The sequence below is a fragment of the Actibacterium sp. MT2.3-13A genome (assembly GCF_018139985.1).
GTDB lineage: Bacteria > Pseudomonadota > Alphaproteobacteria > Rhodobacterales > Rhodobacteraceae > JAGSOU01.
Map to the genome: position 1 here is coordinate 32,176 of NZ_JAGSOU010000014.1, position 23,638 is coordinate 55,813.

Here is a 23,638-nt window from a genome sequence, read left to right on the forward strand (position 1 = left end):
GCCCGGGGCGGCGGGGGCCCCGGTCAGGCGGCCCCGGTCCTGGAGGGGAAGACGAAGCAGCGGTCGCGGCGGAACATCAGCCACATCGGCGTGCCGGGTTTCGGCAGGAACACCGCCGGGACCGTCGCCTTGAGGATCGAGCCGTCGAAATCCATGCGGAATTCCACCAGGCTTTCCTTGCCCATGTAGCGGGCGCGCTCGACCAGGCCGCGCGCGGGCATGCCGTCGGCCGGCGTCGGATGCGGGCCGCGGCCGTTGCGGTCGAGGTCGATCTTCAGGTGCTGGGGGCGGATCACGATGTCCACCTCGGTGCCGTCGGGCACGCCCGGTGCCAGGAACTGGCCAAAGGGGGTCTCCGTCAGCGCGCCCTGAACCTTGCCCCGGATCACGTTGATATCACTGAAAAAGGCCGCTGCGGCCTTGTCCACCGGCTTGTTGTAGAGGTTGTAAGGCGCACCCTGTTGCACGATCCGGCCGGCCCGCATCAGCGCGATCTCGTCGGCCATGCGCATCGCCTCGTCGGGCTCGTGCGTGACCAGCAGGACGGCGGCGCCCTCCTCCTTCAGCACGCTCAGGGTCTGGTCGCGGATCTCGTCGCGCAGGCGGTTGTCGAGGCCGGAGAAGGGCTCGTCCATCAGCATGATCTTGGGCCGCGGCGCCAGCGCGCGCGCCAGCGCCACGCGCTGCTGCTCGCCGCCGGACAGGTTGTGCGGGAACTCGTCGATATAGCGCAGCAGGTCGACGCGGCCCAGCAGTTCCTCGACCCGGGCGCGTTTCTCGGCGCGCGGGCCGGTCAGGCCGAAGGCCACGTTGTCGGCCACCGACAGATGCGGGAACAGCGCGAAATCCTGGAACATCAGCCCGACCGAGCGGCGCTCCGGCGGGACGCGGTAGATGGTGTCACAGACCAGTTCGCCATCGACGAAGATCTTGCCGCTGTCCTGCATCTCGACGCCCGCGATGATGCGCAGCGTCGTGGATTTGCCGCAGCCCGAGGGGCCCAGCAGGCAGGTCACCTGCCCCGGCATCACCGTCAGCGAGACGTTGTCCACCACCGGGCGGCCGCCGAAGGCCTTGATGATGTTCTGGATTTCAAGCCGGGGGGTTGTGCCGCTCACACCTGCCTCATCGAAAATCCCGATGAAAAACATCGGGTTTCGGGGCGGAATATCAATCCCCGCCCCGTTCCGCAACCCTTTGACGGATCACAAGGTGGCGTTCACCGCGCCGCCGTCCAGCAGGATGTTCTGCCCGACGATAAAGCCGGCATGCTGAGAGCACAGGAAGGCGCACATCGCGCCGAACTCGGCCCGCGTGCCGTAGCGGCGGGCGGGGATGGTCGCCTCGCGCTGCGCGCGCGCCTCGTCGATGGTAATGCCCTGCTGCTGCGCGACGCCGGTGTCCAGCGACACCGCGCGGTCGGTGGCATGGATGCCCGGCAGCATGTTGTTGATGGTCACGCCGTGCGGCGCCACCTGCCGCGCGGTGCCCGCGACATAGCCGGTCAGCCCCGCGCGGGCCGAGTTCGACAGCCCCAGAACCGCGATCGGCGCCTTGACCGACTGGCTGGTGATGTTGACCACCCGGCCCCAGCCCTTTTCCATCATGCCCGGCACCAGCGCCTTCATCAGCGCGATCGGGGCCAGCATGTTGGCGTCCAGCGCCTTGATGAAATCCTCGCGTTCCCAATCGGTCCACATGCCCGGCGGCGGGCCGCCGGCATTGGTCACCAGGATGTCGATGCCGCGGGCGGCATCAAGCACCTTGGCGCGGCCCTCCTCGGTGGTGATGTCGGCCGCCACCGCCACCACCTCGACGCCGAAGCGGGCGCGGATGTCGACCGCCGCCTTTTCCAGCGCCTCGGCGCCGCGCGCGTTCATCACCAGGTTGACGCCGGCCTCCGCCAGCGCCTCGGCGCAGCCCAGGCCCAGCCCCTTGGACGAGGCGCAGACCAGCGCGCGTTTGCCCGAAATCCCCAGATCCATGATCATTCTCTCCCTTTTCAAAACAGCGCGACGCGCCTTTCCCCTGCGATAGCACCGTGCCGCGCGGGGTGCAAAGCGGTCTGTTGCGGCGCCGTCCGCGTCCCCGGGCCCGCCCGGAAGCGCCCCCGCCGCCCCCGCGCTGCGTCGCATTTGAGGAAAATGTCACGAAATTGCCTTGATTTACAGGCTGGTTTTGCCACAGCTCCGCAGCAGGTATCGGGCGTGGCCGCCCGTCGCAACGGATACGGCTGCGCGCCGAAGGAAAACCGATTGTAGGAAATACTGTCGCCATGAGTTCACCCGCCCGCGGGGATCTGTCCCCCAGCTACGCCTGCCACGTCTTCCCGGCCGATGAGTTCGAGGTCGTCTCGGGCGCCAACCTGGGCGATCCGCTGATGCCGCTGGACGAGCTCTGCCCCGGCGACGTCTATGAATTCCTGCCCGGCGCCGAGGCGCTGGAGCTGGCGATCCACGACGGCGCGGCGGCTCGGGCGGGCTCGGGCCAATTCCTGCAACCCGGCGCGCGCGGGCAGAGCGTGGCGACGGGGTCGGAAATCGGCCGCCCCGGCGAATCGCTGCGGCTGGAGGGGCGGCTGACCTTCATGCGCCCCGACGGCGACACGGTGGATCTGCTGCTCATCGCGCTGACCGGGGCGGGCGGCGGCGCGGCCCAACTGGTCTTCGTGCCGATGGCCCCGATCGAAGCCAGGCAGAGCTACACGCTGGTCAAGGCCGACCCGGAGCCGGGCGAGGTGCGGCTGACCGACATCACCTCGGTCGCCTTCACCCGCGGCACGATGATCACGCTCGGCGACGGGCGGCAATGCCCGGTCGAGGATCTGCGCCCCGGCGACCGGGTGCTGACGCGCGACCACGGCGCCCAGCCCCTGCGCTGGGTGGGGCATCGCACGGTGCGGGCGGTCGGACCCTTCGCCCCGGTGGTGATCACCAAGGGCACCTATGCCAATCAAAGCGACCTGATCGTCAGCCAGCACCAGCGTCTGTTCCTCTACCAGCGCGGCGCGCAGCGGCTGACCGAAACGGCGGAGCTGTTCGTCAAGGCGCTGCACCTGGTCGATGGCGAGGCGGTCTTCCTCCGCGCCGGCGGCTTCGTTGAATATTTCCACCTCGTCTTCGACCGGCACGAGATCATCTATGCCGAGTGCATCCCCACCGAAAGCCTGCTGATCAACGAGCGCACCCTCGGCCAGCTGCCCGAGGAGGTGCTGCGCGAGGTCGAAACCCACCTGCCCGGCCTGTCGCACCGCCCCCATTTCGGCACCGAAGCCGAGGGCCGGCTGCTGCGGAAACTGGGCCCGACGGCGCTGGCCAAGGCGACCAACCGCGACTGACCCGCGCGCGGCCGACGCGTCGGCAAACCCCGTGTAATCGCGTGATTTTCCCGCACGCGTCGCGGAAAAATTCCATTGGCGAACGCCCTGCCCGCCCCTAGCATGGGGGCAATCATACAGGGAGAACGCCGAACATGCTGCAACACCTGCTTGTCGCCACCGACCTTTCGCCCCGCGCCGACCGCTCCGTCGCCCGCGCCTTCGATCTGGCCGGACGGCTGGGGGCGCGGCTGACCCTGCTCACCGTGATCGACGAGGCGCTGCCCGGCGATCTCGCCCGGCAGATGCAGGGCGGCGCCGAGGCCCGGCTGGACCAGTTCGCGGCGAGCCACAGGGGCGCGCAGGACGTCCGCTACGAGGCGCGCGCGGTGATCGGCGACCCGGTGGGCGCGATCTCGGCCATGGCCGCGACCGAGCAGGTCGATCTGCTGGTGTTGGGCATCCACCGCCCCCGGCCCTTCCTCGACATCCTGCGCGAAACCACGATGGAGCGCATCGTGCGCCTGCAGGACTGCCCGGTGCTGCTGGTCACCGACCCGGTCGATCACCCCTACAGCACAGTTCTGGCGGCGGTGGATTTCGCGCCCGCCTCGACCCATGCGCTGAGCCTCGCGGCCGAACTCGCCCCGGAGGCGGCGCTGCACGGTGTGCACGCGGTGCATGTTCCCTACAAGGGCTATTCCCCGGCCGCGGGCGTCGTCGGCACCGCCGCCCCCTTCCTGCGCGAGGCGCGCGACAGCTACAACCTGTGGCGCGACCAGACCACCCTTCCCGAGCGCCTCGGCGAGGTCGAGTTCATCGAGGGCGCCGCGGTCAGCGTCGTGACCACGCGCGCCGCCAACCTGGGCTGCGACCTGCTGTGCCTCGGCGCGCATGGCCGTGTCGGCAGCGCGCCCGCCTTCCTTGGCAGCCTCGCCAACGACCTGATCCGCACCCCGCCCTGCGACCTGCTGATCGCGCGCTAGGGAGATTGCGCCCGGTCCTCCGCTTGCCTATATGGCCTGCATGTTTGACGCCCCTGCCAACCGCCCCGACCTGCCGCCCGAGATTGCCCGGCGCCGCACCTTCGCCATCATCTCGCATCCCGATGCGGGCAAGACCACGCTGACCGAAAAGTTCCTGCTTTTCGGCGGTGCGATCCAGATGGCCGGACAGGTGCGCGCCAAGGGCGAGGCGCGGCGCACGCGCTCCGACTTCATGCAGATGGAGAAGGATCGCGGCATCTCGGTCTCGGCCTCGGCGATGTCCTTCGACTACCGGCAATTCCGCTTCAACCTGGTGGACACGCCCGGTCACTCGGATTTCTCCGAGGACACCTACCGCACGCTGACGGCGGTGGACGCGGCGGTGATGGTGATCGACGGCGCCAAGGGCGTGGAAAGCCAGACCCGCAAGCTGTTCGAGGTCTGCCGCCTGCGCGACCTGCCGATCCTGACCTTCTGTAACAAGATGGACCGCGAAAGCCGCGACACCTTCGAGATCATCGACGAGATCCAGGAGAACCTGGCCATCGACGTGACCCCGGCAAGCTGGCCCATCGGCGTCGGGCGCGAGTTCATCGGCGCCTATGACATGCTGCACGACCGGCTGGAACTGATGGACCGCGCCGACCGCAACGTGGTCGCCGAGAGCATCTCGATCGAGGGGCTCGACGATCCGCGCCTGGAACAGCACGTCCCCGCCCACCTGCTCGCGCAGCTGCGCGAAGAGGTGGAGATGGCGCGCGAGCTGCTGCCCGCGCTCGATCCCCAGGCGGTGCTGGAGGGGCACATGACCCCCATCTGGTTCGGCTCCGCCATCAACTCCTTCGGGGTGAAGGAGCTGATGGACGGCATCGGCGCCTATGGCCCCGAGCCGCAGGTGCAGGCCGCCGAACCCCGGCAGATCGCACCGGAGGAGGACAAGGTCACCGGCTTCGTCTTCAAGGTCCAGGCCAACATGGACCCCAAGCACCGCGACCGGATCGCCTTCGTCCGCCTCGCCTCGGGCCATTTCCGGCGCGGGATGAAACTGACCCATGTGCGCTCGAAAAAGCCGATGACGGTGTCCAGCCCGATGCTGTTCCTCGCTTCCGACCGGGAACTGGCCGAAGAGGCCTGGGCCGGCGACATCATCGGCATCCCCAACCACGGCCAGCTGCGCATCGGCGACACGCTGACCGAGGGCGAGAACCTGCGCGTCACCGGCATCCCCTCCTTCGCGCCGGAACTGCTGCAGGCCTGCCGCGCCGGCGACCCGATGAAGGCCAAGCACCTGGACAAGGCGCTGATGCAATTCGCCGAGGAAGGCGCCGCCAAGGTGTTCAAGCCGATGATCGGCTCGGGATTCGTGGTGGGGGTCGTGGGGCAACTCCAGTTCGAGGTGCTGGCCAGCCGGATCGAGCAGGAATACGGCCTGCCGGTGCGCTTCGAGCCGACACAGTTCACCTCGGCGCGCTGGATCACCGGGCCGAAGGACGCGGTGGAGGCCTTCGTGAACAAGAACAAGGGTCACATCTCCTACGACAATGACGGCGATCTGGTCTACATGACCCGCCTGCAATGGGACATCGACCGGGTGGTGCGCGACCATCCCGAGTTGACGCTCAGCGCCACCAAGGAAATGCAGGTGGCATGATGACCGGCGCCGACGGCCACGACCACCTGTCCGGTCTGCTGGACGAGCTGGAGGCGCTGATCGACGGGCGCGACGAGGTGAGCCTCGGCGCGATCATCGACCAGCTCGGCGCGCGCGGCTTCGGCCCGCTTCTGGTCGCGCTGTCGGCCTTTCTGATTCTGCCGGTCGGCATGATCCCTGGCATGCCCGGGCTGGTGGCGATCGTTCTGGTGCTGGTCGGGCTGCAAATGCTGATTGGACACAAACGGCTCTGGGCCCCGGAGGCGCTGCGCGGACGACTGATCTCGACCGGGCCGCTGCGCGCCTCGATCAACCGCGCCCGCCCGGTGGCGCGGCGGCTGCGGCCGATCCTCATGCCGCGCCTCGGCGGGCTGGTGGACAACGGGCTGACGCTGACCGCGGCGGCGGCGATCTTCATCGTCACGGGGGTGGTGATCTTCCTCATCGGCTTCATCCCCGGCCTGCCCTTCGTGCTGTCGCTCCATGTGCTGCTGATCGGCCTGGGGATGAGCGCGCGCGACGGGCTGGTGACGCTTCTGGGTTTCCTCGTCTTCGCGCCGGGCATCTGGCTGATGGGGAAATTCCTGTTCTGACCCCGCCCGCGGCGGCTTTCTTGACCAAAGCGCGCGCTTGGCGTATGGAGCATTGGCAGATGCAGACCGACAATTCGGTCGGTCGGGCCGCGCGGGGATGCGGCCGTACCACTCGCCGCTAATCCGAAGGACCTACATGACAAAATTCGCCGACTTGGGGCTCGACCCCAAAGTGTTATCCGCAGTTGAAGACGCGGGCTATGAGACCCCCACCCCGATCCAGGCCGGCGCCATCCCGCCCGCGCTGGAGGGGCGTGACGTGCTGGGCATCGCCCAGACCGGCACCGGCAAGACCGCCAGTTTCACCCTGCCGATGATCACGATGCTGGCCAAGGGCCGGGCCCGGGCGCGCATGCCGCGCAGCCTGGTCCTGGCGCCGACGCGGGAACTCGCCGCGCAGGTGGCGGAGAACTTCGACGTCTACGCCAAGAACACCCGCCTGACCAAGGCGCTGCTGATCGGCGGGGTGTCGTTCAAGGAACAGGACGCGCTGATCGACAAGGGCGTCGACGTTCTGATCGCGACGCCGGGCCGGCTGCTCGACCATTTCGAGCGCGGCAAGCTGCTGCTCACCGGCGTGCAGATCATGGTGGTGGACGAGGCCGACCGGATGCTCGACATGGGCTTCATCCCGGATATCGAGCGGATCTTCCAGCTGACGCCCTTCACCCGCCAGACGCTGTTCTTCTCGGCCACCATGGCCCCCGAGATCGAGCGCATCACCAACACCTTCCTGCACAACCCGGTCAAGATCGAGGTCGCCCGCGCCGCGACCACCGGCGAGAACATCGCGCAGGGCGTGGTGATGTTCAAAGCCTCGCGCAAGGACCGCCAGGCCAAGGAAAAGCGCGAGGTCCTGCGCGCCCTGATCGACCAGGAAGGCGACGCGCTGACCAATGCGATCATCTTCTGCAACCGCAAGACCGAGGTCGATGTCGTCGCCAAGTCGCTGAGCAAGCACGGCTATGACGCGGCCCCGATCCACGGCGATCTGGACCAGTCGCAGCGCACGCGGACGCTGGATTCGTTCCGAGAGGGCAAGCTGCGCTTCCTCTGCGCCTCGGACGTGGCGGCGCGCGGCCTCGACGTGCCCTCGGTCAGCCACGTCTTCAACTACGACGTGCCCAGCCATGCCGAGGATTACGTCCACCGCATCGGACGCACCGGCCGCGCCGGGCGCAGCGGCAAGGCGCTGATGATCTGCGTGCCGCATGACGAGAAATACCTCGACGCGATCGAGGCGCTGGTCGAGAAACAGATCCCGCGCCTCGAAAACCCGCTGAAGGGTCCAGCGGCCGAAAAGCCCGCGACGCCCGAAAAGCCCGCGGCCCCCGAAAAGCCCGCGGCGCCCGCGCCCAGGGCCGCCGCCCCGAAACCCGCCGCCCCGAAACCCGCCGAGGAGAAGCCCGAACCCGCACCGCGCAAGCCCGCGGCGAAGGGGCGCGAGAAGCCCGCGCCGCGCGGCAAGGGCGAGCGGCGGCGCGACGAGCCGGTGGTCGGCATGGGCGATCACGTCCCCGCCTTCCTGTTGCGCTCCTTCAAGCCGGAAAAAGAAGCCTCCTGAGGCGACAAGAAAACAGGGGCCGCGAGGCCCCTGTTTTCTTGTGCGTCCCGGCGCGGTTCGCGCCTCAGCTCAGGCGGCTGATCACCACGATCACCTCGGGCTTCTTGCCGATCTCGTCCATCGCGGTCTTGCGCGCGACCCGGCGCAGCGCGTCCGTCAGCGTGTCGTCGTCGCGCAGGGTCTTGGCGTCGGCGCGGTTGACGAACTGGGTCAGGTCCTCTTCCAGAACCTCGGCCAGCGGCGCCTTCGAGCGGCCGGTCTCCGGCAGGCCCATCAGCTCGGCCCAGGGCTCGCCCAGCGGCTCTCCGTCCTCATCTATGATCTGGGTGACCACCACCAGCCCGTTCAGCGCCAGGCGGATGCGGTCACGCACCACGCCGTCCAGCGCGCCGATCTGCACCGCGCCGTCGAGATAGGTGCGCCCGGTCTCGACATGATCGGTCACCTTGGGCACGCCGCCGGTCAGATCCACCATCGTGCCGTTGGGCGCGATCAGGCCGGGAATATCGCTTTCGGCGGCCAGCGCCACATGGGCGCGCAGGTGGCGGTGCTCGCCATGCATGGGGATCACCATCTGCGGGCGCAGGATCTGGTGCAGCCGCTTCAGGTCGGGCCGGTTGGCGTGGCCCGAAACATGGTAGAGATCGGCCGCATCGTCGATCACCTCGACGCCCTTCTCGGAAAAGGCGTTGACGATCCGCAGTACGCCGCGCTCGTTGCCCGGGATGGTCTTGGAGGAAAACAGGAAGCTGTCGCCCTCCTTCAGTTCCATCCCCATGTATTTGCCCCGCGCCAGCTGGGCCGAGGCCGCCCGGCGTTCGCCCTGGCTGCCGGTGACGATCAGCATCAGGTTCTCGCGCGGGATGTCCTTGGCGTCCTCGGGGCTGACGGTTTTCGGGAAGTCACGCAGAACGCCGCTTTCGACGCCGGCCTCGATCATCCGGCGCATGGCGCGGCCCAGCAGCACGATGGAGCGGCCGGCACGGTGGCCAGCCTCGGCCAGCGTCTTCACCCGCGCGATGTTGGAGGCGAAGGTAGTCGCCACCATCATCCCCTTCGACCGCTCCACCAGCTGGTGGATCGCGGGGCCGACCGTGGCCTCGGAACGCCCCGGGTTGGGCGAGAACACGTTGGTCGAGTCGGAGACCAGCACCTTGACCCCCTCGTCCCCGATCTGCTGCCACAGCGCGGGATCGAAGGGCTCGCCCACCACCGGGCTTTCATCCAGCTTGAAATCGCCGGTGTGCACGATACGCCCCGCCGGCGTGTCGATCACCAGCGCCGAGCTTTCCGGAATCGAATGCGACACCGGCACGAAGGAGACCGTGAACGGTCCCGCCTTTACCGTTTCGGGGAAGGGCAGCACCACCTTCAGCGCATCCGGGTCGGCGCCCTGCTCCTCCATCTTGCGCGCGGCTATGTTGCCGGTGAAGGCGCGGGCGTAGACCGGCGCCTTGAGACGGTGCCACAGGTGCCCCAGCGCGCCGACGTGATCCTCATGCGCGTGGGTGATGAAGATCGCCTCCAGCCGGTCGGCGCGCGCCTCCAGCCATTCGATATCCGCGAAGATCAGGTCGACGCCTGGCGTGCCGTCCATGTCGGGAAAGGTGACGCCGAGGTCGATCAGGATGTAACGCTCGTTCTCTGCCGGGCCGTAGCCGTAGACATAGGCGTTCATCCCGATCTCGCCGGCGCCGCCGAGGGGAAGGTAAATCAGGCGGTTCTTCTTGCTCATATTGCCCCGTGGGTCTTGTTGTATGCGTGGATCACGGTCAGGCCGTGCATGGTGAGGTCATCTTCGATTGTGTCGAACAGCACATCGCCCTGCGCGAAGAGAGGCGCAAGCCCCCCGGTGCCGATAATCCGCATCGGGCGCTCATATTCTGCCCGAATGCGGTCGCAAATGCCGCTCACGAGGCCGACATAGCCCCAGAATACACCCGATTGCATGCAGGCCACAGTATTTGTTCCGATCACCTTCTGCGGTTTGGTCACGTCCACATGCGGCAGCGCCGCGGCCGCCTGGTGCAGCGCCTCGAGGCTGAGGTTGACCCCCGGCGCGATCACCCCGCCGACATAGGCGCCATCCTCGGCCACCACGTCGAAGGTGGTCGCCGTGCCGAAATCGACCACGATCAGGTCGCCGCCGTGCCGGTCGAAGGCGGCCGCGGTGTTGACCAGGCGGTCCGGGCCCACCTGCGTGCCCATGTCCACCCGGGGGGCATGCGGCAGCAGGCAGTCGGGCCGGCCCACCACCAGCGGGCGGCAGTTGAAATAGCGGTCCGACAGGACGCGCAGGTTGAACACCACCCGCGGCACGGTGGAGGAGATGATCACCTCGTCGATCTTCGCCTCGATCCGGTGATGCGCCAGCAGCGTCGAGAACCAGACGAAATACTGGTCCGCCGTGCGCTGATGCTCGGTCGAGGTGCGCAGGGTGCACAGGAACCGCTCGCCATCCCAGATCGAGAAGACGGTGTTGGTGTTGCCGCAGTCGATGGCCAGAAGCATGACCCGCTCCTTCGCTCAGAAGAACACTTCCGCCGCGGCGATGGCCCGGCGGGATTTCGCCGTAGATAGAACGAGGTTGCCGCCCGCGTCCACCGTTTCGAAGGTTCCGGTGATCTCCTCGGAGGCGGTGCGGGCGGTGATCACCTCGCCCAGCCGCGCGGCGCGCGCCAGCCACGCCTCCCGGATCGGGGCGAAGCCATAGGTGGTCAGCTGCGCCTCGTAGCGGGCATAGGCGGGGGCCAGCAGCAACAGGAATTCCTCAGGGGTGACCCGCGCGCCGGTCTCCGACAGCAGGCTGACGGGCGGCAGCGCCTGCGCCTCCACCGCCTCGCGCGGGGGGGCGGCCACCAGGTTCACGCCGATGCCGATGGCCAGGTGGCCGATCCCCTGCCCCCGACCGAGGCTTTCCAGCAGGATGCCCGCCACCTTGCCGCCGTTCAGCAGCACGTCGTTGGGCCATTTCAGCGCGAAGGGCTCTGCCCGCCCCGTGGCGGCGACGAAGGCATCGAACAGCGCCAGCGCCGCGACGAAGCTGCGCAGCGCGACCAGCGCCGGCGGCTCGGCCGGGCGCAACAGCAGGGTGGCGGCGAAATTTCCCGGCGGGCTGGTCCAGGCGCGCCCGCGCCGGCCCTTGCCGGCGGTCTGGCGGTCGGTGGTGATCCAGGTCGGGCCGGGCAGCTCGGCCAGGCGTCGGGCGGCCTCGGCCTGGGTGCTGTCGACCTCCGCCAGGTGCAGCCGGGCGTAGCCGCCCGGCCAGGGCTCAGTTGACAAGGGTCTGGGCCGCGACCGCGGCTAGCCCTTCAACCCCGAAGAGGTTGATCACGCCCACCAGCATGATCGCGGCCGAGGCCATCAGCAGGCCCCACAGGACCGGGCTCATCGTGCCGTCGAGCGCACCGTCGCGGTCCTCGCCGAAATACATGTAGAAGACGATCCGCAGGTAGTAGAAGGCGCTGATCACCGAGGCCACGACACCCGCGATGGCGAGCCACGCCATGTCGGCATCGACGGCCGCCTTCAGCGCGTAGAACTTGCCGAAGAAGCCCACCAGCGGCGGCACGCCCGCCAGGCTGAACATCAGCACCAGCACCGCCAGCGCCTTCAGCGGCTCGGCCCTGGAATACATGTTCAGCGCACCGATATCGGTGACCGGCTGGCCGTCTTTCTCCATCGACAGGATGAAGGCGAAGGTGCCCACGTTCATGGTGACGTAGATCGCCATGTAGATCAGCATCGCCTGCACGCCGCCCGCGGTGCCCGCGGCCAGCGCCATCAGGGCAAAGCCCATATGGGTGATCGAGGAATAGGCCATCAGCCGCTTGATGTTGCGCTGGCCGATCGCGGCCACCGCGCCGAGGAACATCGACAGCACCGCCAGCAATGCGATCACCTGCCCCCAGTCCTGCGTGGCGCCGCCGAAGGCGTCATGCATGACGCGGGCAAAGAGGCCCATCGCCGCCATCTTGGGCGCGGTGGCGAAGAAGGCGGTGACCGGCGTCGGCGAGCCTTCGTAGACGTCGGGCGTCCACATGTGGAACGGCACCGCCGAGACCTTGAACGCCAGGCCGGTGATCATGAACACAAGACCGAACAGCAGCCCCAGCGACAGCCCCTCCGTGCCCGCCGCCGCGATGATGCCCGAGAACAGCGTGGTGCCGGCATAGCCATAGGTCAGCGACGCGCCATAGAGCAGCATGCCCGAACTGAGCGCGCCGAGGACGAAATATTTCAGGCCCGCCTCGGTCGATTTCACGCTGTCGCGGCGCAGGGAGGCCACGACGTAGAGCGCGAGCGACTGTAGCTCCAGCCCCATGTAGAGCGACATCAGGTCGCCCGCCGAGACCATCATCATCATGCCCACGACCGAGAGCACCACCAGCACCGGGTACTCGAAGCGCAGCAGGTCGCGGCGCGCCATGTAATCCTTGCCCATGACCAGAACCGCCGCCGCCGAGAGCAGGATCACCACCTTGGCGAAGCGCGCGAAGCTGTCGTTGACGAAGGCGCCGTTGAACGCGGTGCGGGTGTCCGTCCCCGAGAACCCGATCCAGAAGGCCGCGGCCAGCAGCGCGCCGGCGCTCGCCCAGACCACGAGGCCCGCGGTCTTGTCCTTGCCGGTGTAGACCGCGAAGATCAGCGCCAGCATGGCATAGACCGCCAGGACGATCTCGGGCAGGACGGTGGAGATATCGGCAGAGATCATCGCTCTCCCCTTTTAGTGTTGTGCCAGCGTGGCGGCCGCCGCGCTGTGCTGCGCGGCCGTCTGGGTGGTGGAAATCAGGTGCTCGACCGAGGGGCCGATGATGTCGGTGACCAGGCTGGGATAGACGCCCAGCAGCAGGGTCATCGCCACCAGAGGCGCAAAGATCGCGCGCTCCCGCGTGGTCATGTCGGAGATCGAGCGCAGGGATTCCTTGATCAGGTCGCCGAACACGACCCGGCGATAGAGCCACAGCGCGTAGGCCGCCGACAGGATCACGCCGGTCGTGGCCACCGCCGCCACCCAGGTGTTGGCCTGGAACACGCCCACCAGCGTCAGGAATTCCCCGATGAAGCCCGAGGTGCCGGGCAGGCCGACATTGGCCATGGTGAACAGCATGAAGATCAGCGCATAGGCCGGCATCCGGTTCACCAGCCCGCCATAGGCTTCGATCTCGCGGGTGTGCATGCGGTCATAGATGACGCCCACGCAGAGGAACAGCGCGCCCGAGACGAAGCCGTGGCTCAGCATCTGGAAGATGGCGCCGTCGATGCCCTGCTGGTTCGCGGCGAAGATGCCCATGGTGACGTAGCCCATGTGCGCGACCGAGGAATAGGCGATCAGCTTCTTCATGTCGCTCTGCGCCAGCGCCACCAGCGAGGTGTAGACGATGGCGATGGCCGACATCCACAGCACCAGCGGCGCCAGCAGGTCCGAGGCCACCGGGAACATCGGCAGGCTGAAGCGCAGGAAGCCGTAGCCGCCCATCTTCAGCAGGATCGCGGCCAGCACGACCGAGCCGGCGGTCGGCGCCTGAACGTGGGCGTCGGGCAGCCAGGTGTGCACCGGCCACATCGGCATCTTCACCGCGAAGGAGGCGAAGAAGGCCAGCCACAGCAGCGTCTGCATGCCCCCCGCGATCTGCCAGCCGAGCACGCTGACCGGCCCCGCGCTGAATTCGTGGTTCAAGAGCGCCACCATGTCGGTGGTGCCCGCGTCCATGTACATGGCGATCATCGCGACCAGCATCAGCACCGAGCCGAGGAAGGTGTAGAGGAAGAACTTGAACGCCGCGTAGATGCGGTTCTTGCCGCCCCAGATGCCGATGATCAGGAACATCGGGATCAGGCCGGCCTCGAAGAACAGGTAGAACAGCACCAGGTCCAGCGCGGTGAACACGCCGATCATCAGCGTCTCAAGCAGCAGGAAGGCGATCATGTATTCCTTGACCCGCAGCTTCACGTCCCAGCAGGCGGCGATGGTCAGCGGCATCAGGAAGGTGGTCAGCATCACGAACAGCACCGAGATGCCGTCGACACCCATCTTGTATTCCAGCCCCATGAGCCACGACCGCTCTTCCACGAACTGGAAGCCGGTGTCGGACGGATCGAACCCCGCGATCAGGAAGATCGACACCAGGAAGGTGGCCGAGGTGGTGATCAGCGCCACCCACTTGGCATTGGCCTGCGCCGCCGCGTCGTCGCCGCGCAGGAAGACAGCCAGCACCAGCGCCCCGATCAGCGGCATGAAGGTGATGATGGACAGGAGGTTCTCCATTATTCAGCTCCTCCGCTGATCGTCATCCAGGTGATGAGAAGCACGATGCCCAGCACCATCGCGAAGGCATAGTGGAACAGGTAGCCCGACTGCGCGCGCCCGGCGAGGCGGGTGAAGAAGGGGATGATCCCCATGGCCACGCCGTTGATCGACCCGTCGATCACATCGCCGTCGCCGCGCCGCCACAGGAAGCTGCCCAGCCGCTTGGCGGGATTGACGAAGATCGCGTCGTAGATCTCGTCGAAATACCACTTGTTCAGCAGGAAGCGGTGCAGGATCGGCTGGCTCTCGGCCAGGCGTTTCGGCAGCGCCGGGTTCACGATGTAGAACAGGTAGGCGACAGCCAGCCCGATCAGCATGGCGATGAATGGCGAGACCTTGACCCAGGCCGGCGCGTGGTGCGCGTCGTCCATCACATGGTTGTCGGGGCCCATGAAGATCGCGCCGACCGGCGCCGTGGCGACGGCGCCGTGGTCTTCCGCGGCGGGCGCGGCGTGCCCCTCGGCCGCGGGCGCGGCCGCGCCGTGCCCGGCATCGGCGGCAACCTCGTGCGACGGGATGCCGAAGAACTTGTTCACCTGCGCGTGGTCGCCGAAGAAGCTGCCATACCAGACCATCCCGGCAAAGACCGCGCCCAGCCCCAGCACGCCCAGCGGGATCAGCATGACCATCGGGCTTTCATGCGCGTGGTCATGGGTGTGCCTGTCGCCGCGCGGCTTGCCGAAGAAGGTCAGGAAGATCAGCCGCCAGCTGTAGAAGCTGGTCATGCCCGCCGCGACCACCAGCAGCCAGAAGGCGTAGGCCGTGCCGCCAGCGAAGGCGCTCTCGATGATGGCGTCCTTGGACAGGAAGCCCGCGAAGCCGATCGAGGTCAGCGGGATGCCCACCCCGGTGATCGCCAGCGTGCCCACCATCATCGCGGCGAAGGTATAGGGGATCTTGCCCCGCAGCCCGCCGTAATTGCGCATGTCCTGTTCGTGGTGCATCGCGTGGATGACCGAGCCCGCGCCGAGGAACAGCATCGCCTTGAAGAAGGCATGCGTCAGCAGGTGGAACATCGCCGCCGAATAGACGCCGACGCCCGCGGCCACGAACATGTAGCCCAGCTGCGAACACGTCGAATAGGCGATCACGCGCTTGATGTCGTTCTGAACCAGGCCCACCGAGGCCGCGAAGAAGGCGGTGGTGGCGCCGAGGAAGACGATGAAGCCCGCGGCCTCGGGCGCGTATTCGTAGAGCGGCGACATGCGGCAGACCAGGAACACGCCCGCGGTCACCATGGTCGCGGCGTGGATCAGCGCCGACACCGGGGTCGGGCCCTCCATCGCGTCGGGCAGCCAGGTGTGCAGGATCAGCTGCGCCGATTTGCCCATCGCGCCGATGAACAGCAGGAAGCCGATCAGGTTCGCCGCATTCCAGTCGGTCCAGAGGAAGCTCAGCCGGGTCTCGGCCAGTTCGGGGGCGGCGGCGAACACGTCGTCGAACAGCACGCTGTCGGTCAGCAGGTAAAGCGCCATGATCCCGAGCGCGAAACCGAAATCGCCCACGCGGTTGACGATGAACGCCTTCATCGCGGCGGCGTTGGCGCTGGGTTTCTTCCAGTAGAAGCCGATCAGCAGGTAGGAGGCGACGCCCACGCCCTCCCAGCCGAAGAACATCTGCACGAGGTTGTCCGAGGTCACCAGCGCCAGCATGGCGAAGGTGAAGAAAGACAGGTAGGCGAAGAAGCGCGGCTTGTAGGTCTCGCCCTCGCCCCATTGCGGGTCATGGGCCATGTAGCCGAAGCTGTAGAGATGCACGAGCGACGACACCGTGGTCACCACGATCAGCATGATCGCGGTCATCCGGTCGAGGCGAATGGCCCAGTCCACCGACAGCGAGCCGCTTTCGATGAAGCGCAGGATCGGGATCTGGGTCATCTGGCCGTCATGGCCGAGGAACACGATCCAGCTCAGCGCGGCGGCCAGGAACAGCAGGCCCGTGGCCACCCACATCGCCGGCTTCTCGCCGATGATCCGCCAGCCGAAGCCGCAGATCAGCGCGCCCACCAGCGGGGCAAAGAGGATGATGCTTGCCATTGTCCCTTACCCCTTCATCACGTTGACGTCTTCGACCGCGATGGTGCCGCGGTTGCGGAAGAAGCAGACCAGGATCGCCAGGCCGATCGCGGCCTCGGCGGCGGCGACTGTCAGCACGAAGAGGGTAAAGACCTGCCCCGTCAGATCGCCCAGGTAAGCCGAGAAGGCGACGAGGTTGATGTTCACCGCCAGCAGCATCAACTCGATCGACATCAGGATGATGATGACGTTCTTCCGGTTCAGGAAGATGCCGAAAATCCCGATGACGAACAGCGCCGCGGCCACCGTCAGGTAATGTTCCAGTCCAATCATGTCGTCCCTCCGGGCGCAGCTGCCCGTCCTTGTCGTTTTCGCATCGCGGCTCCGGGCGGGTCCCGGGGCCGGAATTCCTGTGGCCGGGCGGCGGTTAGAGCCCCTGCCCCGGCTTCACGTCCTTCAGCTCCATCGCCTTGGCCGGGTCGCGATACATCTGCGCCAGCACGTCCTGGCGCTTGACGTTCGGGCGGTGGCGCAGGGTCAGCACGATCGCGCCGATCATGGCCACCAGCAGGATCAGCCCCGCCGCCTGGAACAGGTAGATGTAGTCATCGTAGATCAGCAGCCCGAGCGCGCGGGTGTTGTGCACCTCGCCCGCCTCGGGGCGGGCCAGCATCTCGACCCCCTCGGCCGTGGCCCAGGTGCCGAAGACCATGCCCAGCTCCAGCAGCAGGATCACCCCGATCAGGCCGGCCAACGGCACATAGCGCGCCATCTCGGCCTTCAGCTCGGCGAAGTCGATGTCGAGCATCATCACCACGAACAGGAACAACACCGCGACCGCGCCGACGTAGACGATGACCAAGAGCATCGCCACGAACTCGGCCCCGAGCAGCACGAACATCCCCGCCGAGGACAGGAAGGCCAGGATCAGCCACAGCACCGAATGCACCGGGTTGCGCGAGATCACGACGAACAGGCCGGCCGTCACGACCACGATGGCGAAGGCGTAAAATGCGATATCCGCGACAGTCATTCGCTGTCCTCCTCGCTTTCCTTGAATACCTCTTGCGCCAGCTTGAGGGCGCGGGTCATGGCCGGGATGCCGCCCAGCATGGCCATCTGATAGATCACCTCGGCAACCTCCTGCTGGCTGGCGCCGGCCTCGATCGCGTGGCGCACGGTGATCTTGAACTGCACCTCTGCCTGCGCGCCCAGCACCGTCAGCCCCGCCAGAACGACCAGCAGCCGCGTCTTGGCGTCGAGGCCCTCCTTGTTGAAGGCGTTGCCCCACATCATGTCCATGAAGTCCTTGGGCATGGTCGGCATGAGCTTGTCGAAGCCCTGCACCTGGAAGCTCTCCAGCGCAGGGTTGAAGGCGCGGGCCATGGCGTGGCTCTGCTCCATCATCTGCTCAAGGAGTTTCTGGAAATCGGTCATCTGTAGGGCGCGTCCAGTTCCAGGTTGCGGGCGATCTCGGCCTCCCAGCGGGCGCCGTTCTCAAGGAGCTTCTCCTTGGTGTAGAACAGCTCTTCGCGGGTCTCGGTCGAGAATTCGAAATTCGGCCCCTCGACGATGGCGTCCACCGGGCAGGCCTCCTGGCAGAAGCCGCAGTAGATGCATTTCGTCATGTCGATGTCGTAGCGCGTGGTGCGGCGCGAGCCGTCCTCGCGCGGTTCGGCGTCGATGGTGATGGCCTGGGCCGGACAGATCGCCTCGCACAGCTTGCAGGCGATGCAGCGCTCCTCGCCGTTGGGGTAGCGGCGCAGCGCATGCTCGCCGCGGAAGCGCGGGCTGAGCGGGCCCTTTTCATGCGGGTAGTTCAGCGTGGCCTTGGGCGCGAAGAAATATTTCAGCCCCAGCTTCATGCCGGCAAAGAAATCGGCCAGCAGGAAGTATTTCCCGGCGCGGTTCCAGTCGATTGCAGTCATGTCAGCCTCCGATTGCCCAGCGGGCATAGGCCCCGCCGAAAAGTTCGAATTGCGCGAAGAAGGCCACCAGCACCACCCAGATCAGCGACATCGGCAGGAACACCTTCCAGCCCAGCCGCATCAGCTGGTCGTAGCGGTAGCGCGGCGTGATCGCCTTCACCATCGCGAAGAGGAAGAAGAAGAACGACATCTTGCCCACCATCCACAGCACGCCGTCGGGCAGGCCGGGGATCGGCGACAGCCAGCCGCCGAAGAACAGCAGGCTGATCAGCGCGCACATCAGGAAGATGGCAATGTATTCGCCCGCCATGAACAGCAGGAAGGGCGTCGCCGAATATTCCACCTGGTAGCCCGCCACCAACTCCGATTCCGCCTCGGGCAGGTCGAAGGGCGGGCGGTTGGTCTCGGCCAGAGCCGAGATGAAGAACAGGAACACCATCGGCAGATGCGGCAGCCAGTACCAGTTGAACAGCCCATAGGCGCCGTCCTGCGCGTGCACGATGTCGCTGAAGTTCAGCGAGCCGGTCGAGAGGATCACGCCGATGATGATCAGCCCGATCGACACCTCGTAGGAGATCATCTGCGCCGCCGAGCGCAAGCTGCCCAGGAACGGGTATTTCGAGTTCGACGCCCAGCCGCCCATGATCACGCCGTAGACCTCGAGCGACGAGATCGCCATGACATAGAGGATGGCCACGTTCAGATCGGCCAGCACCCAGCCGTCCGCGAAGGGGATCACCGCCCAGGCGATCATCGCCAGCGTGAACGAGATCATCGGCGCCAGCAGGAACACCGTCTTGTCGGCGCCGGCGGGGATGACGACCTCCTTGACCACATATTTCAGCGCGTCGGCCACCGATTGCAGCAACCCGAAGGCGCCGACCACGTTGGGGCCCTTTCGCATCTGAACGGCGGCCCAGATCTTGCGGTCGCCATAGACGAGGAACAGGAGCGAGATCATCACGAACCCGATGACCAGCAGGCTTTGTGCCGCGATCAGCACGAATGTTCCGAAGCCAGTATTTAGAAAATCAGCCATAATGCCCCATACCCTCAGACCGTCGGTATCCCTTCTTCGGCGCAGTGAGCGACCACCACTTCGGCGTCGATCGTCTGCAGGCCGCGTGGCAGCGCCGGCGAGATGGTGTAAACAGCATCCGCCCGCCAAAGGCCACCCTCTTCCGCGACATTTGTTCGCACATGGCGCGCGAAGCCGTAGCCCCGGATCAGCGCGTATTGCGCGGCCGCGCATTCAGCATAATCCGCCACGTCCTCCACGCCCCGCGCGCCTTCCATCTCCACCACGAAGCCGACGAGGTCATCCTCCAGCAGCCGCGTGTCCACCCCCCGATAGGCGGGCTTGAACGGCGCCTGCTCCACCGCCTCGCCGTTGGGCGCGCAGCCCGCCAGCCCCGCCGTCAGGGCGGGGGCCAGCGCGAGGGAGATGCGGAGCGGCGCCATGCGTTGTTACTCCGCCGCCATGCGGCCCGACTGGCGGGCCTGTTGGTTGGCGCTGAGCTCGGCCATCAGGCTTGAGGCCCGCGCGATCGGGTTGGTGAGGTAGAAATCGCTCACCGCGTTGCGGAACGTCGCCTGGCCCAGCTTTTTCGGCGCAAGCGGCGCCCATGCGTTTTCCGGCACCGCGTCGATCTCGGCCAGGTGCGGCACCTCTTCGACCAGCGCGCGGCGCAGCTGCGCGAGGCTGTCATAGGGCAGCGTGGCGCCCAGCTCGGCCGACAGCGCACGCAGGATCGCCCAGTTCTCCTTGGCCTCGCCCGGCGGGAAGGCGGCGCGCAGCGCCAGCTGCGGACGGCCCTCGGTGTTGACGAACAGGCCCTGTTCCTCGGTATAGGCGGCGCCCGGCAGGATGATGTCGGCGCGATGCGCGCCGCGGTCGCCGTGGCTGCCCTGGTAGATCACGAAGGCGCCCTCGCCGATCTCCAGCTCGTCCGCGCCGAGGTTGTAGATCACCTCCGCCCCGTCGAGCGCCTTGTCGAGGCCGCCCTCGGTCACCGCGCCCACATCCATCGCGCCGACGCGGGCGGCGGCGGTGTGCAGCACCATCAGCTTCGATTTGGTCGCCTCTGCCAGCTTCATCGCGGCGGCCAGAACCGCCTCGCCGTCGGCCTCGCGGATCGCACCCTGGCCGACGATCACCAGCGACGGCTGATCCAGAACCGCGCCGAAATCGTGGCCCAGAAGCCCCTCCAGCGCGGCCCGGTCGGTGCCGACATGGGTGTAGTCATAGGTCAGGTCCACCGCCTCGCCGACGAGGCCGACATTGGCGCCCTGCGCCCAGGCCCGGCGGATGCGCGCGTTCAGCACCGGCGCCTCGTCGCGCGGATTGGTGCCGATCAGCTGAATGTATTTGGCGCTGTCGATATCCTCGATCGTGGCGGTGCCGACATAGGCCGAGCGGTTGCCCGCGGGCAGCCTGGCGCCGTCCGTGCGGCATTCGATCGCCCCGCCCAGCCCCTCGACCAGTTGCCTGAGGGCGAAAACCGCCTCGACCGGGGCCAGATCGCCGACCAGCGCGGCGACCTTCTTGCCCTTCATCGCGGCGGCGGCGGCGGCCAGCGCCTCGACCCAGGTGGCTTTGCGCAGCTTGCCGTTCTCGCGCAGATAGGGCGTGTCCAGACGCTGCCGGCGCAGCCCGTCCCAGACGAAGCGCGACTTGTCGGAGATCCATTCCTCGTTCACGCCGTCATGGTTGCGCGGCAGGATACGCTTGACCTCGCGGCCCTTGGTGTCGACCCGGATGTTCGACCCCAGCGCGTCCATCACGTCGATGGTCTCGGTCTTGGTCAGTTCCCAGGGCCGCGCGGTGAAGGCGTAGGGCTTGGAGGTCAGCGCGCCCACCGGGCACAGATCTATGATGTTGCCCTGCAGGTTCGATTGCAGCGTCTGGCCGAGATAGGACGTGATCTCGGCATCCTCGCCGCGCCCGGTCTGGCCCATCTGGGTGATGCCCGCGACCTCGGTGGTGAAGCGCACGCAGCGGGTGCAGGAGATGCAGCGGGTCATGGTGGTGGCCACCAGCGGCCCGAGATCGAGATCCTCCGAGGCGCGCTTGGGCTCGCGGTAGCGCGAGAAATCCACGCCATAGGCCATCGCCTGGTCCTGCAGGTCGCATTCGCCGCCCTGGTCGCAGATCGGGCAATCCAGCGGGTGGTTGATGAGCAGGAACTCCATCACCCCCTCGCGGGCCTTCTTGACCATGGGCGAGTTGGTCTTCACCTCGGGCGGAGCGCCTTCGGGCCCCGGGCGCAGGTCGCGCACCTGCATCGCGCAGGACGCCGCCGGCTTCGGCGGGCCGCCGACCACCTCGACCAGGCACATGCGGCAGTTGCCCGCGATCGACAGCCGTTCGTGGTAGCAGAAGCGCGGCACCTCGATGCCGGCCTGTTCGCAGGCCTGCAGCAGCGTCATGGCCGGATCGACCTCGATCTCGCGGCCGTCGATGATTATCTTGCGGAGCTCAGTCATTCGCGTCCCCTGCGTTTCCCCAGACGCGCCGCCGGGCGGCGCGCCGTGTTGTCCTCATTGCGCCTGCAGAAGCGAGCCGGTCAGGCTGCCCGCGGCAATTTCCCTCTCGCCCAGAGCGCAGTAGCTGCCGGCGTCGCCCGCGACCACGCCATTGGCGGCGAGATAGGCGTCGCGCCGGGCGCGCATCGCCTTGCGCTCGGGCTTGGAGTCGAGCAGCGCCTCGATCTCCTCCTCGGTGTAGCCCTTGTCGAGCGCGTAGCGCTCCAGCGCCTTGGCCTCGCTCCAGACCTTGAACAGGCGGGGCGAGATCGTGGGGCAGTTCTTGCGGATCTCGTCGCCGATGGCCGCGGCCAGCAGCGAGTTCATGATGTGCTCATCCTGGTTGATCGGCGGCAGGGCCTGGGCCGTGGCCTGCGCCATGGAGCCCGCGGCCAGCGCCGCCATGATCCCCGATCTGATGCGCCTGCCCCACATCGCCGTCTACTCCGCCGCCATGGCGCCCATGCGCCCGGATTTCTGCGCCTTGATGCGGTCCTCGATTTCCTCGCGGAAATTGCGGATCAGGCCCTGGATAGGCCAGGCCGCCGCGTCGCCGAGCGCGCAGATGGTGTGGCCCTCGACCTGCTTGGTCACGCTGAACAGCATGTCGATTTCCTCGATCTCGGCCTCGCCGCGCACCAGCCGGTCCATCACCCGCATCATCCAGCCGGTGCCCTCGCGGCACGGCGTGCACTGGCCACAGCTTTCGTGCTTGTAGAATTTCGACAGCCGCCAGATCGCCTTGATGATGTCGGTGGACTTGTCCATCACGATCACCGCCGCGGTGCCCAGACCCGAGCCCAGCTCGCCGCGCAGGTAGTCGAAATCCATGATCGCGTCGCGCATGTTCTCGCCGCGCACGCAAGGCACGGAGGAGCCGCCGGGGATCACCGCCAGCAGGTTGTCCCAGCCGCCGCGGATGCCGCCGCAATGTTTCTCGATCAGCTCCTCGAAGGGGATCGACATGGCCTCTTCGACGACACAGGGGTTGTTGACGTGGCCCGAGACCGCGAACAGCTTGGTGCCCGCGTTGTTGGGCCGGCCGAAGCCTGCGAACCAGTCGGGGCCGCGGCGCAGGATGGTCGGCACCACGGCGATCGATTCCACGTTGTTCACCGTGGTCGGACAGCCGTAAAGCCCCGCGCCCGCCGGGAAGGGCGGCTTCATCCGCGGCATGCCCTTCTTGCCCTCGAGGCTTTCCAGCAGCGCGGTTTCCTCGCCGCAGATATAGGCCCCTGCCCCGTGATGCAGGTAAAGGTCGAAATCCCAGCCCGAACCGGCGGCGTTCCGGCCCAGAAGGCCCGCGTCATAGGCTTCGTCGATGGCGGCCTGCAGCGCCTCGCGCTCGCGGACATATTCGCCGCGGATGTAGATGTAGCAGGTATGCGCGTTCATCGCGAAGGAGGCGATCAGGCAACCCTCGATCAGCGTGTGCGGATCGTGGCGCATGATCTCGCGGTCCTTGCAGGTGCCGGGCTCGGATTCGTCCGCGTTCACGACCAGATAGGACGGGCGGCCGTCGCTTTCCTTGGGCATGAAGGACCATTTCAGCCCGGTGGGGAAACCGGCGCCCCCGCGCCCGCGCAGGCCCGACGCCTTCATCTGGTCGATGATCCAGTCGCGGCCGTTGGCGATGATCCCGGCGGTGCCGTCCCAATGGCCACGGGCGCGGGCGCCGGCCAGCGTGCGCTCGTGCATCCCGTAGAGATTGGTGAAGATCCGGTCCTGATCCTTCAGCATGGCTTGTTCC

At 67.2% G+C, this 23,638-nt stretch carries 22 protein-coding genes; 5 read left to right on the forward strand and 17 right to left on the reverse strand.

Translation table 11 applies throughout. The annotated features are described in order from the left end of the window. Window positions 1-23 precede the first annotated feature (23 nt). Both KCI33_RS13085 and KCI33_RS13090 read right to left on the reverse strand, forming a co-directional pair. The gene (locus KCI33_RS13085; RefSeq protein WP_349252209.1) at window positions 24-1,118 is read right to left on the reverse strand and encodes an ABC transporter ATP-binding protein; all 1,095 of its coding nucleotides are present in this window, start codon (window positions 1,116-1,118) and stop codon (window positions 24-26) included. An 87-nt stretch (window positions 1,119-1,205) separates the two neighbouring features. Further along, on the reverse strand, window positions 1,206-1,985 hold the full coding sequence (locus KCI33_RS13090; protein WP_212525248.1) for an SDR family oxidoreductase: 780 nt from the start codon (window positions 1,983-1,985) through the stop codon (window positions 1,206-1,208). Between the two features lie 290 nt (window positions 1,986-2,275). Between KCI33_RS13090 and KCI33_RS13095 the strand changes: the two genes are divergently transcribed. The 5 genes from KCI33_RS13095 to KCI33_RS13115 all read left to right on the forward strand — a co-directional run bounded on the left by KCI33_RS13095 (window position 2,276) and on the right by KCI33_RS13115 (window position 8,110). Beyond that, window positions 2,276-3,337, forward strand: coding sequence for a Hint domain-containing protein (locus KCI33_RS13095; RefSeq protein ID WP_212525249.1), 1,062 nt, complete (start codon window positions 2,276-2,278; stop codon window positions 3,335-3,337). Between the two features lie 134 nt (window positions 3,338-3,471). After that, window positions 3,472-4,302 carry a universal stress protein gene (locus tag KCI33_RS13100; protein ID WP_212525250.1) on the forward strand — a complete coding sequence of 277 codons (831 nt, stop codon included), beginning with the start codon at window positions 3,472-3,474 and terminating at the stop codon, window positions 4,300-4,302. Between the two features lie 40 nt (window positions 4,303-4,342). Beyond that, window positions 4,343-5,953 carry a peptide chain release factor 3 gene (locus KCI33_RS13105; protein WP_212525251.1) on the forward strand — a complete coding sequence of 537 codons (1,611 nt, stop codon included), beginning with the start codon at window positions 4,343-4,345 and terminating at the stop codon, window positions 5,951-5,953. Next, window positions 5,950-6,546, forward strand: a complete 597-nt coding sequence (locus KCI33_RS13110; RefSeq protein WP_212525252.1) for an exopolysaccharide biosynthesis protein — start codon at window positions 5,950-5,952, stop codon at window positions 6,544-6,546. The genes KCI33_RS13105 and KCI33_RS13110 overlap by 4 nt, the downstream gene beginning before the upstream one ends. Before the next feature lie 136 nt (window positions 6,547-6,682). Next, on the forward strand, window positions 6,683-8,110 hold the full coding sequence (locus tag KCI33_RS13115; RefSeq protein ID WP_212525253.1) for a DEAD/DEAH box helicase: 1,428 nt from the start codon (window positions 6,683-6,685) through the stop codon (window positions 8,108-8,110). A 64-nt stretch (window positions 8,111-8,174) separates the two neighbouring features. Here the strand turns inward: KCI33_RS13115 and KCI33_RS13120 are convergent, their stop codons facing one another. The 15 genes from KCI33_RS13120 to nuoF form a co-directional block, all read right to left on the reverse strand. After that, window positions 8,175-9,845 carry a ribonuclease J gene (locus tag KCI33_RS13120; protein WP_212525254.1) on the reverse strand — a complete coding sequence of 557 codons (1,671 nt, stop codon included), beginning with the start codon at window positions 9,843-9,845 and terminating at the stop codon, window positions 8,175-8,177. Then, on the reverse strand, window positions 9,842-10,621 hold the full coding sequence (locus KCI33_RS13125) for a type III pantothenate kinase (RefSeq protein ID WP_212525255.1): 780 nt from the start codon (window positions 10,619-10,621) through the stop codon (window positions 9,842-9,844). The genes KCI33_RS13120 and KCI33_RS13125 overlap by 4 nt, the downstream gene beginning before the upstream one ends. A gap of 15 nt (window positions 10,622-10,636) precedes the next feature. Further along, on the reverse strand, window positions 10,637-11,392 hold the full coding sequence (locus tag KCI33_RS13130; RefSeq protein WP_212525256.1) for a biotin--[acetyl-CoA-carboxylase] ligase: 756 nt from the start codon (window positions 11,390-11,392) through the stop codon (window positions 10,637-10,639). After that, the gene (gene nuoN, locus KCI33_RS13135; RefSeq protein WP_212525257.1) at window positions 11,382-12,824 is read right to left on the reverse strand and encodes an NADH-quinone oxidoreductase subunit NuoN; all 1,443 of its coding nucleotides are present in this window, start codon (window positions 12,822-12,824) and stop codon (window positions 11,382-11,384) included. The genes KCI33_RS13130 and nuoN overlap by 11 nt, the downstream gene beginning before the upstream one ends. A 12-nt stretch (window positions 12,825-12,836) precedes the next feature. Further along, window positions 12,837-14,378, reverse strand: coding sequence for an NADH-quinone oxidoreductase subunit M (locus KCI33_RS13140; protein ID WP_212525258.1), 1,542 nt, complete (start codon window positions 14,376-14,378; stop codon window positions 12,837-12,839). Continuing rightward, window positions 14,378-16,456, reverse strand: coding sequence for an NADH-quinone oxidoreductase subunit L (gene nuoL / locus KCI33_RS13145; RefSeq protein ID WP_212525259.1), 2,079 nt, complete (start codon window positions 16,454-16,456; stop codon window positions 14,378-14,380). The genes KCI33_RS13140 and nuoL overlap by 1 nt, the downstream gene beginning before the upstream one ends. A gap of 6 nt (window positions 16,457-16,462) precedes the next feature. Continuing rightward, on the reverse strand, window positions 16,463-16,768 hold the full coding sequence (nuoK, locus tag KCI33_RS13150) for an NADH-quinone oxidoreductase subunit NuoK (RefSeq protein ID WP_212525260.1): 306 nt from the start codon (window positions 16,766-16,768) through the stop codon (window positions 16,463-16,465). A 94-nt stretch (window positions 16,769-16,862) separates the two neighbouring features. Next, a complete protein-coding gene (locus KCI33_RS13155; RefSeq protein WP_212525261.1) occupies window positions 16,863-17,468 on the reverse strand; it encodes an NADH-quinone oxidoreductase subunit J in 606 nt (201 codons plus the stop codon). After that, window positions 17,465-17,872, reverse strand: a complete 408-nt coding sequence (locus KCI33_RS13160) for a carboxymuconolactone decarboxylase family protein (RefSeq protein WP_212525262.1) — start codon at window positions 17,870-17,872, stop codon at window positions 17,465-17,467. Before KCI33_RS13160 ends, KCI33_RS13155 begins: the two co-directional genes overlap by 4 nt. Further along, complete coding sequence (gene nuoI, locus KCI33_RS13165) at window positions 17,869-18,363, reverse strand: NADH-quinone oxidoreductase subunit NuoI (protein WP_212525263.1); 495 nt, start codon at window positions 18,361-18,363, stop codon at window positions 17,869-17,871. The genes KCI33_RS13160 and nuoI overlap by 4 nt, the downstream gene beginning before the upstream one ends. A gap of 1 nt (window position 18,364) precedes the next feature. Further along, window positions 18,365-19,402 carry an NADH-quinone oxidoreductase subunit NuoH gene (gene nuoH, locus KCI33_RS13170; protein ID WP_212525264.1) on the reverse strand — a complete coding sequence of 346 codons (1,038 nt, stop codon included), beginning with the start codon at window positions 19,400-19,402 and terminating at the stop codon, window positions 18,365-18,367. A gap of 14 nt (window positions 19,403-19,416) precedes the next feature. After that, window positions 19,417-19,824, reverse strand: a complete 408-nt coding sequence (locus tag KCI33_RS13175) for a hypothetical protein (protein WP_212525265.1) — start codon at window positions 19,822-19,824, stop codon at window positions 19,417-19,419. Window positions 19,825-19,830: 6 nt separating this feature from the next. Further along, window positions 19,831-21,849: an NADH-quinone oxidoreductase subunit NuoG gene (nuoG, locus tag KCI33_RS13180; protein WP_212525266.1), complete on the reverse strand. Its 2,019-nt coding sequence runs from the start codon at window positions 21,847-21,849 to the stop codon at window positions 19,831-19,833. Between the two features lie 54 nt (window positions 21,850-21,903). Beyond that, window positions 21,904-22,323: a DUF5333 domain-containing protein gene (locus KCI33_RS13185; protein WP_212525267.1), complete on the reverse strand. Its 420-nt coding sequence runs from the start codon at window positions 22,321-22,323 to the stop codon at window positions 21,904-21,906. A gap of 6 nt (window positions 22,324-22,329) precedes the next feature. After that, entirely contained in the window at window positions 22,330-23,628 is a 1,299-nt protein-coding gene (nuoF, locus tag KCI33_RS13190; RefSeq protein ID WP_212525268.1) for an NADH-quinone oxidoreductase subunit NuoF, read from the reverse strand. Window positions 23,629-23,638 lie beyond the last annotated feature (10 nt).

Coding starts and splice junctions, on each gene's coding strand:
- KCI33_RS13090 (WP_212525248.1), bottom strand. CDS start 1,985: ATGGATCTGGGGATTTCGGGCAAACGCGCGCTGGTCTGCGCCTCGTCC.
- KCI33_RS13095 (WP_212525249.1), top strand. CDS start 2,276: ATGAGTTCACCCGCCCGCGGGGATCTGTCCCCCAGCTACGCCTGCCAC.
- KCI33_RS13100 (WP_212525250.1), top strand. CDS start 3,472: ATGCTGCAACACCTGCTTGTCGCCACCGACCTTTCGCCCCGCGCCGAC.
- KCI33_RS13105 (WP_212525251.1), top strand. CDS start 4,343: ATGTTTGACGCCCCTGCCAACCGCCCCGACCTGCCGCCCGAGATTGCC.
- KCI33_RS13110 (WP_212525252.1), top strand. CDS start 5,950: ATGATGACCGGCGCCGACGGCCACGACCACCTGTCCGGTCTGCTGGAC.
- KCI33_RS13115 (WP_212525253.1), top strand. CDS start 6,683: ATGACAAAATTCGCCGACTTGGGGCTCGACCCCAAAGTGTTATCCGCA.
- KCI33_RS13120 (WP_212525254.1), bottom strand. CDS start 9,845: ATGAGCAAGAAGAACCGCCTGATTTACCTTCCCCTCGGCGGCGCCGGC.
- KCI33_RS13125 (WP_212525255.1), bottom strand. CDS start 10,621: ATGCTTCTGGCCATCGACTGCGGCAACACCAACACCGTCTTCTCGATC.
- nuoN (WP_212525257.1), bottom strand. CDS start 12,824: ATGATCTCTGCCGATATCTCCACCGTCCTGCCCGAGATCGTCCTGGCG.
- KCI33_RS13140 (WP_212525258.1), bottom strand. CDS start 14,378: ATGGAGAACCTCCTGTCCATCATCACCTTCATGCCGCTGATCGGGGCG.
- nuoL (WP_212525259.1), bottom strand. CDS start 16,456: ATGGCAAGCATCATCCTCTTTGCCCCGCTGGTGGGCGCGCTGATCTGC.
- nuoK (WP_212525260.1), bottom strand. CDS start 16,768: ATGATTGGACTGGAACATTACCTGACGGTGGCCGCGGCGCTGTTCGTC.
- KCI33_RS13155 (WP_212525261.1), bottom strand. CDS start 17,468: ATGACTGTCGCGGATATCGCATTTTACGCCTTCGCCATCGTGGTCGTG.
- KCI33_RS13160 (WP_212525262.1), bottom strand. CDS start 17,872: ATGACCGATTTCCAGAAACTCCTTGAGCAGATGATGGAGCAGAGCCAC.
- nuoI (WP_212525263.1), bottom strand. CDS start 18,363: ATGACTGCAATCGACTGGAACCGCGCCGGGAAATACTTCCTGCTGGCC.
- nuoH (WP_212525264.1), bottom strand. CDS start 19,402: ATGGCTGATTTTCTAAATACTGGCTTCGGAACATTCGTGCTGATCGCG.
- KCI33_RS13175 (WP_212525265.1), bottom strand. CDS start 19,824: ATGGCGCCGCTCCGCATCTCCCTCGCGCTGGCCCCCGCCCTGACGGCG.
- nuoG (WP_212525266.1), bottom strand. CDS start 21,849: ATGACTGAGCTCCGCAAGATAATCATCGACGGCCGCGAGATCGAGGTC.
- KCI33_RS13185 (WP_212525267.1), bottom strand. CDS start 22,323: ATGTGGGGCAGGCGCATCAGATCGGGGATCATGGCGGCGCTGGCCGCG.
- nuoF (WP_212525268.1), bottom strand. CDS start 23,628: ATGCTGAAGGATCAGGACCGGATCTTCACCAATCTCTACGGGATGCAC.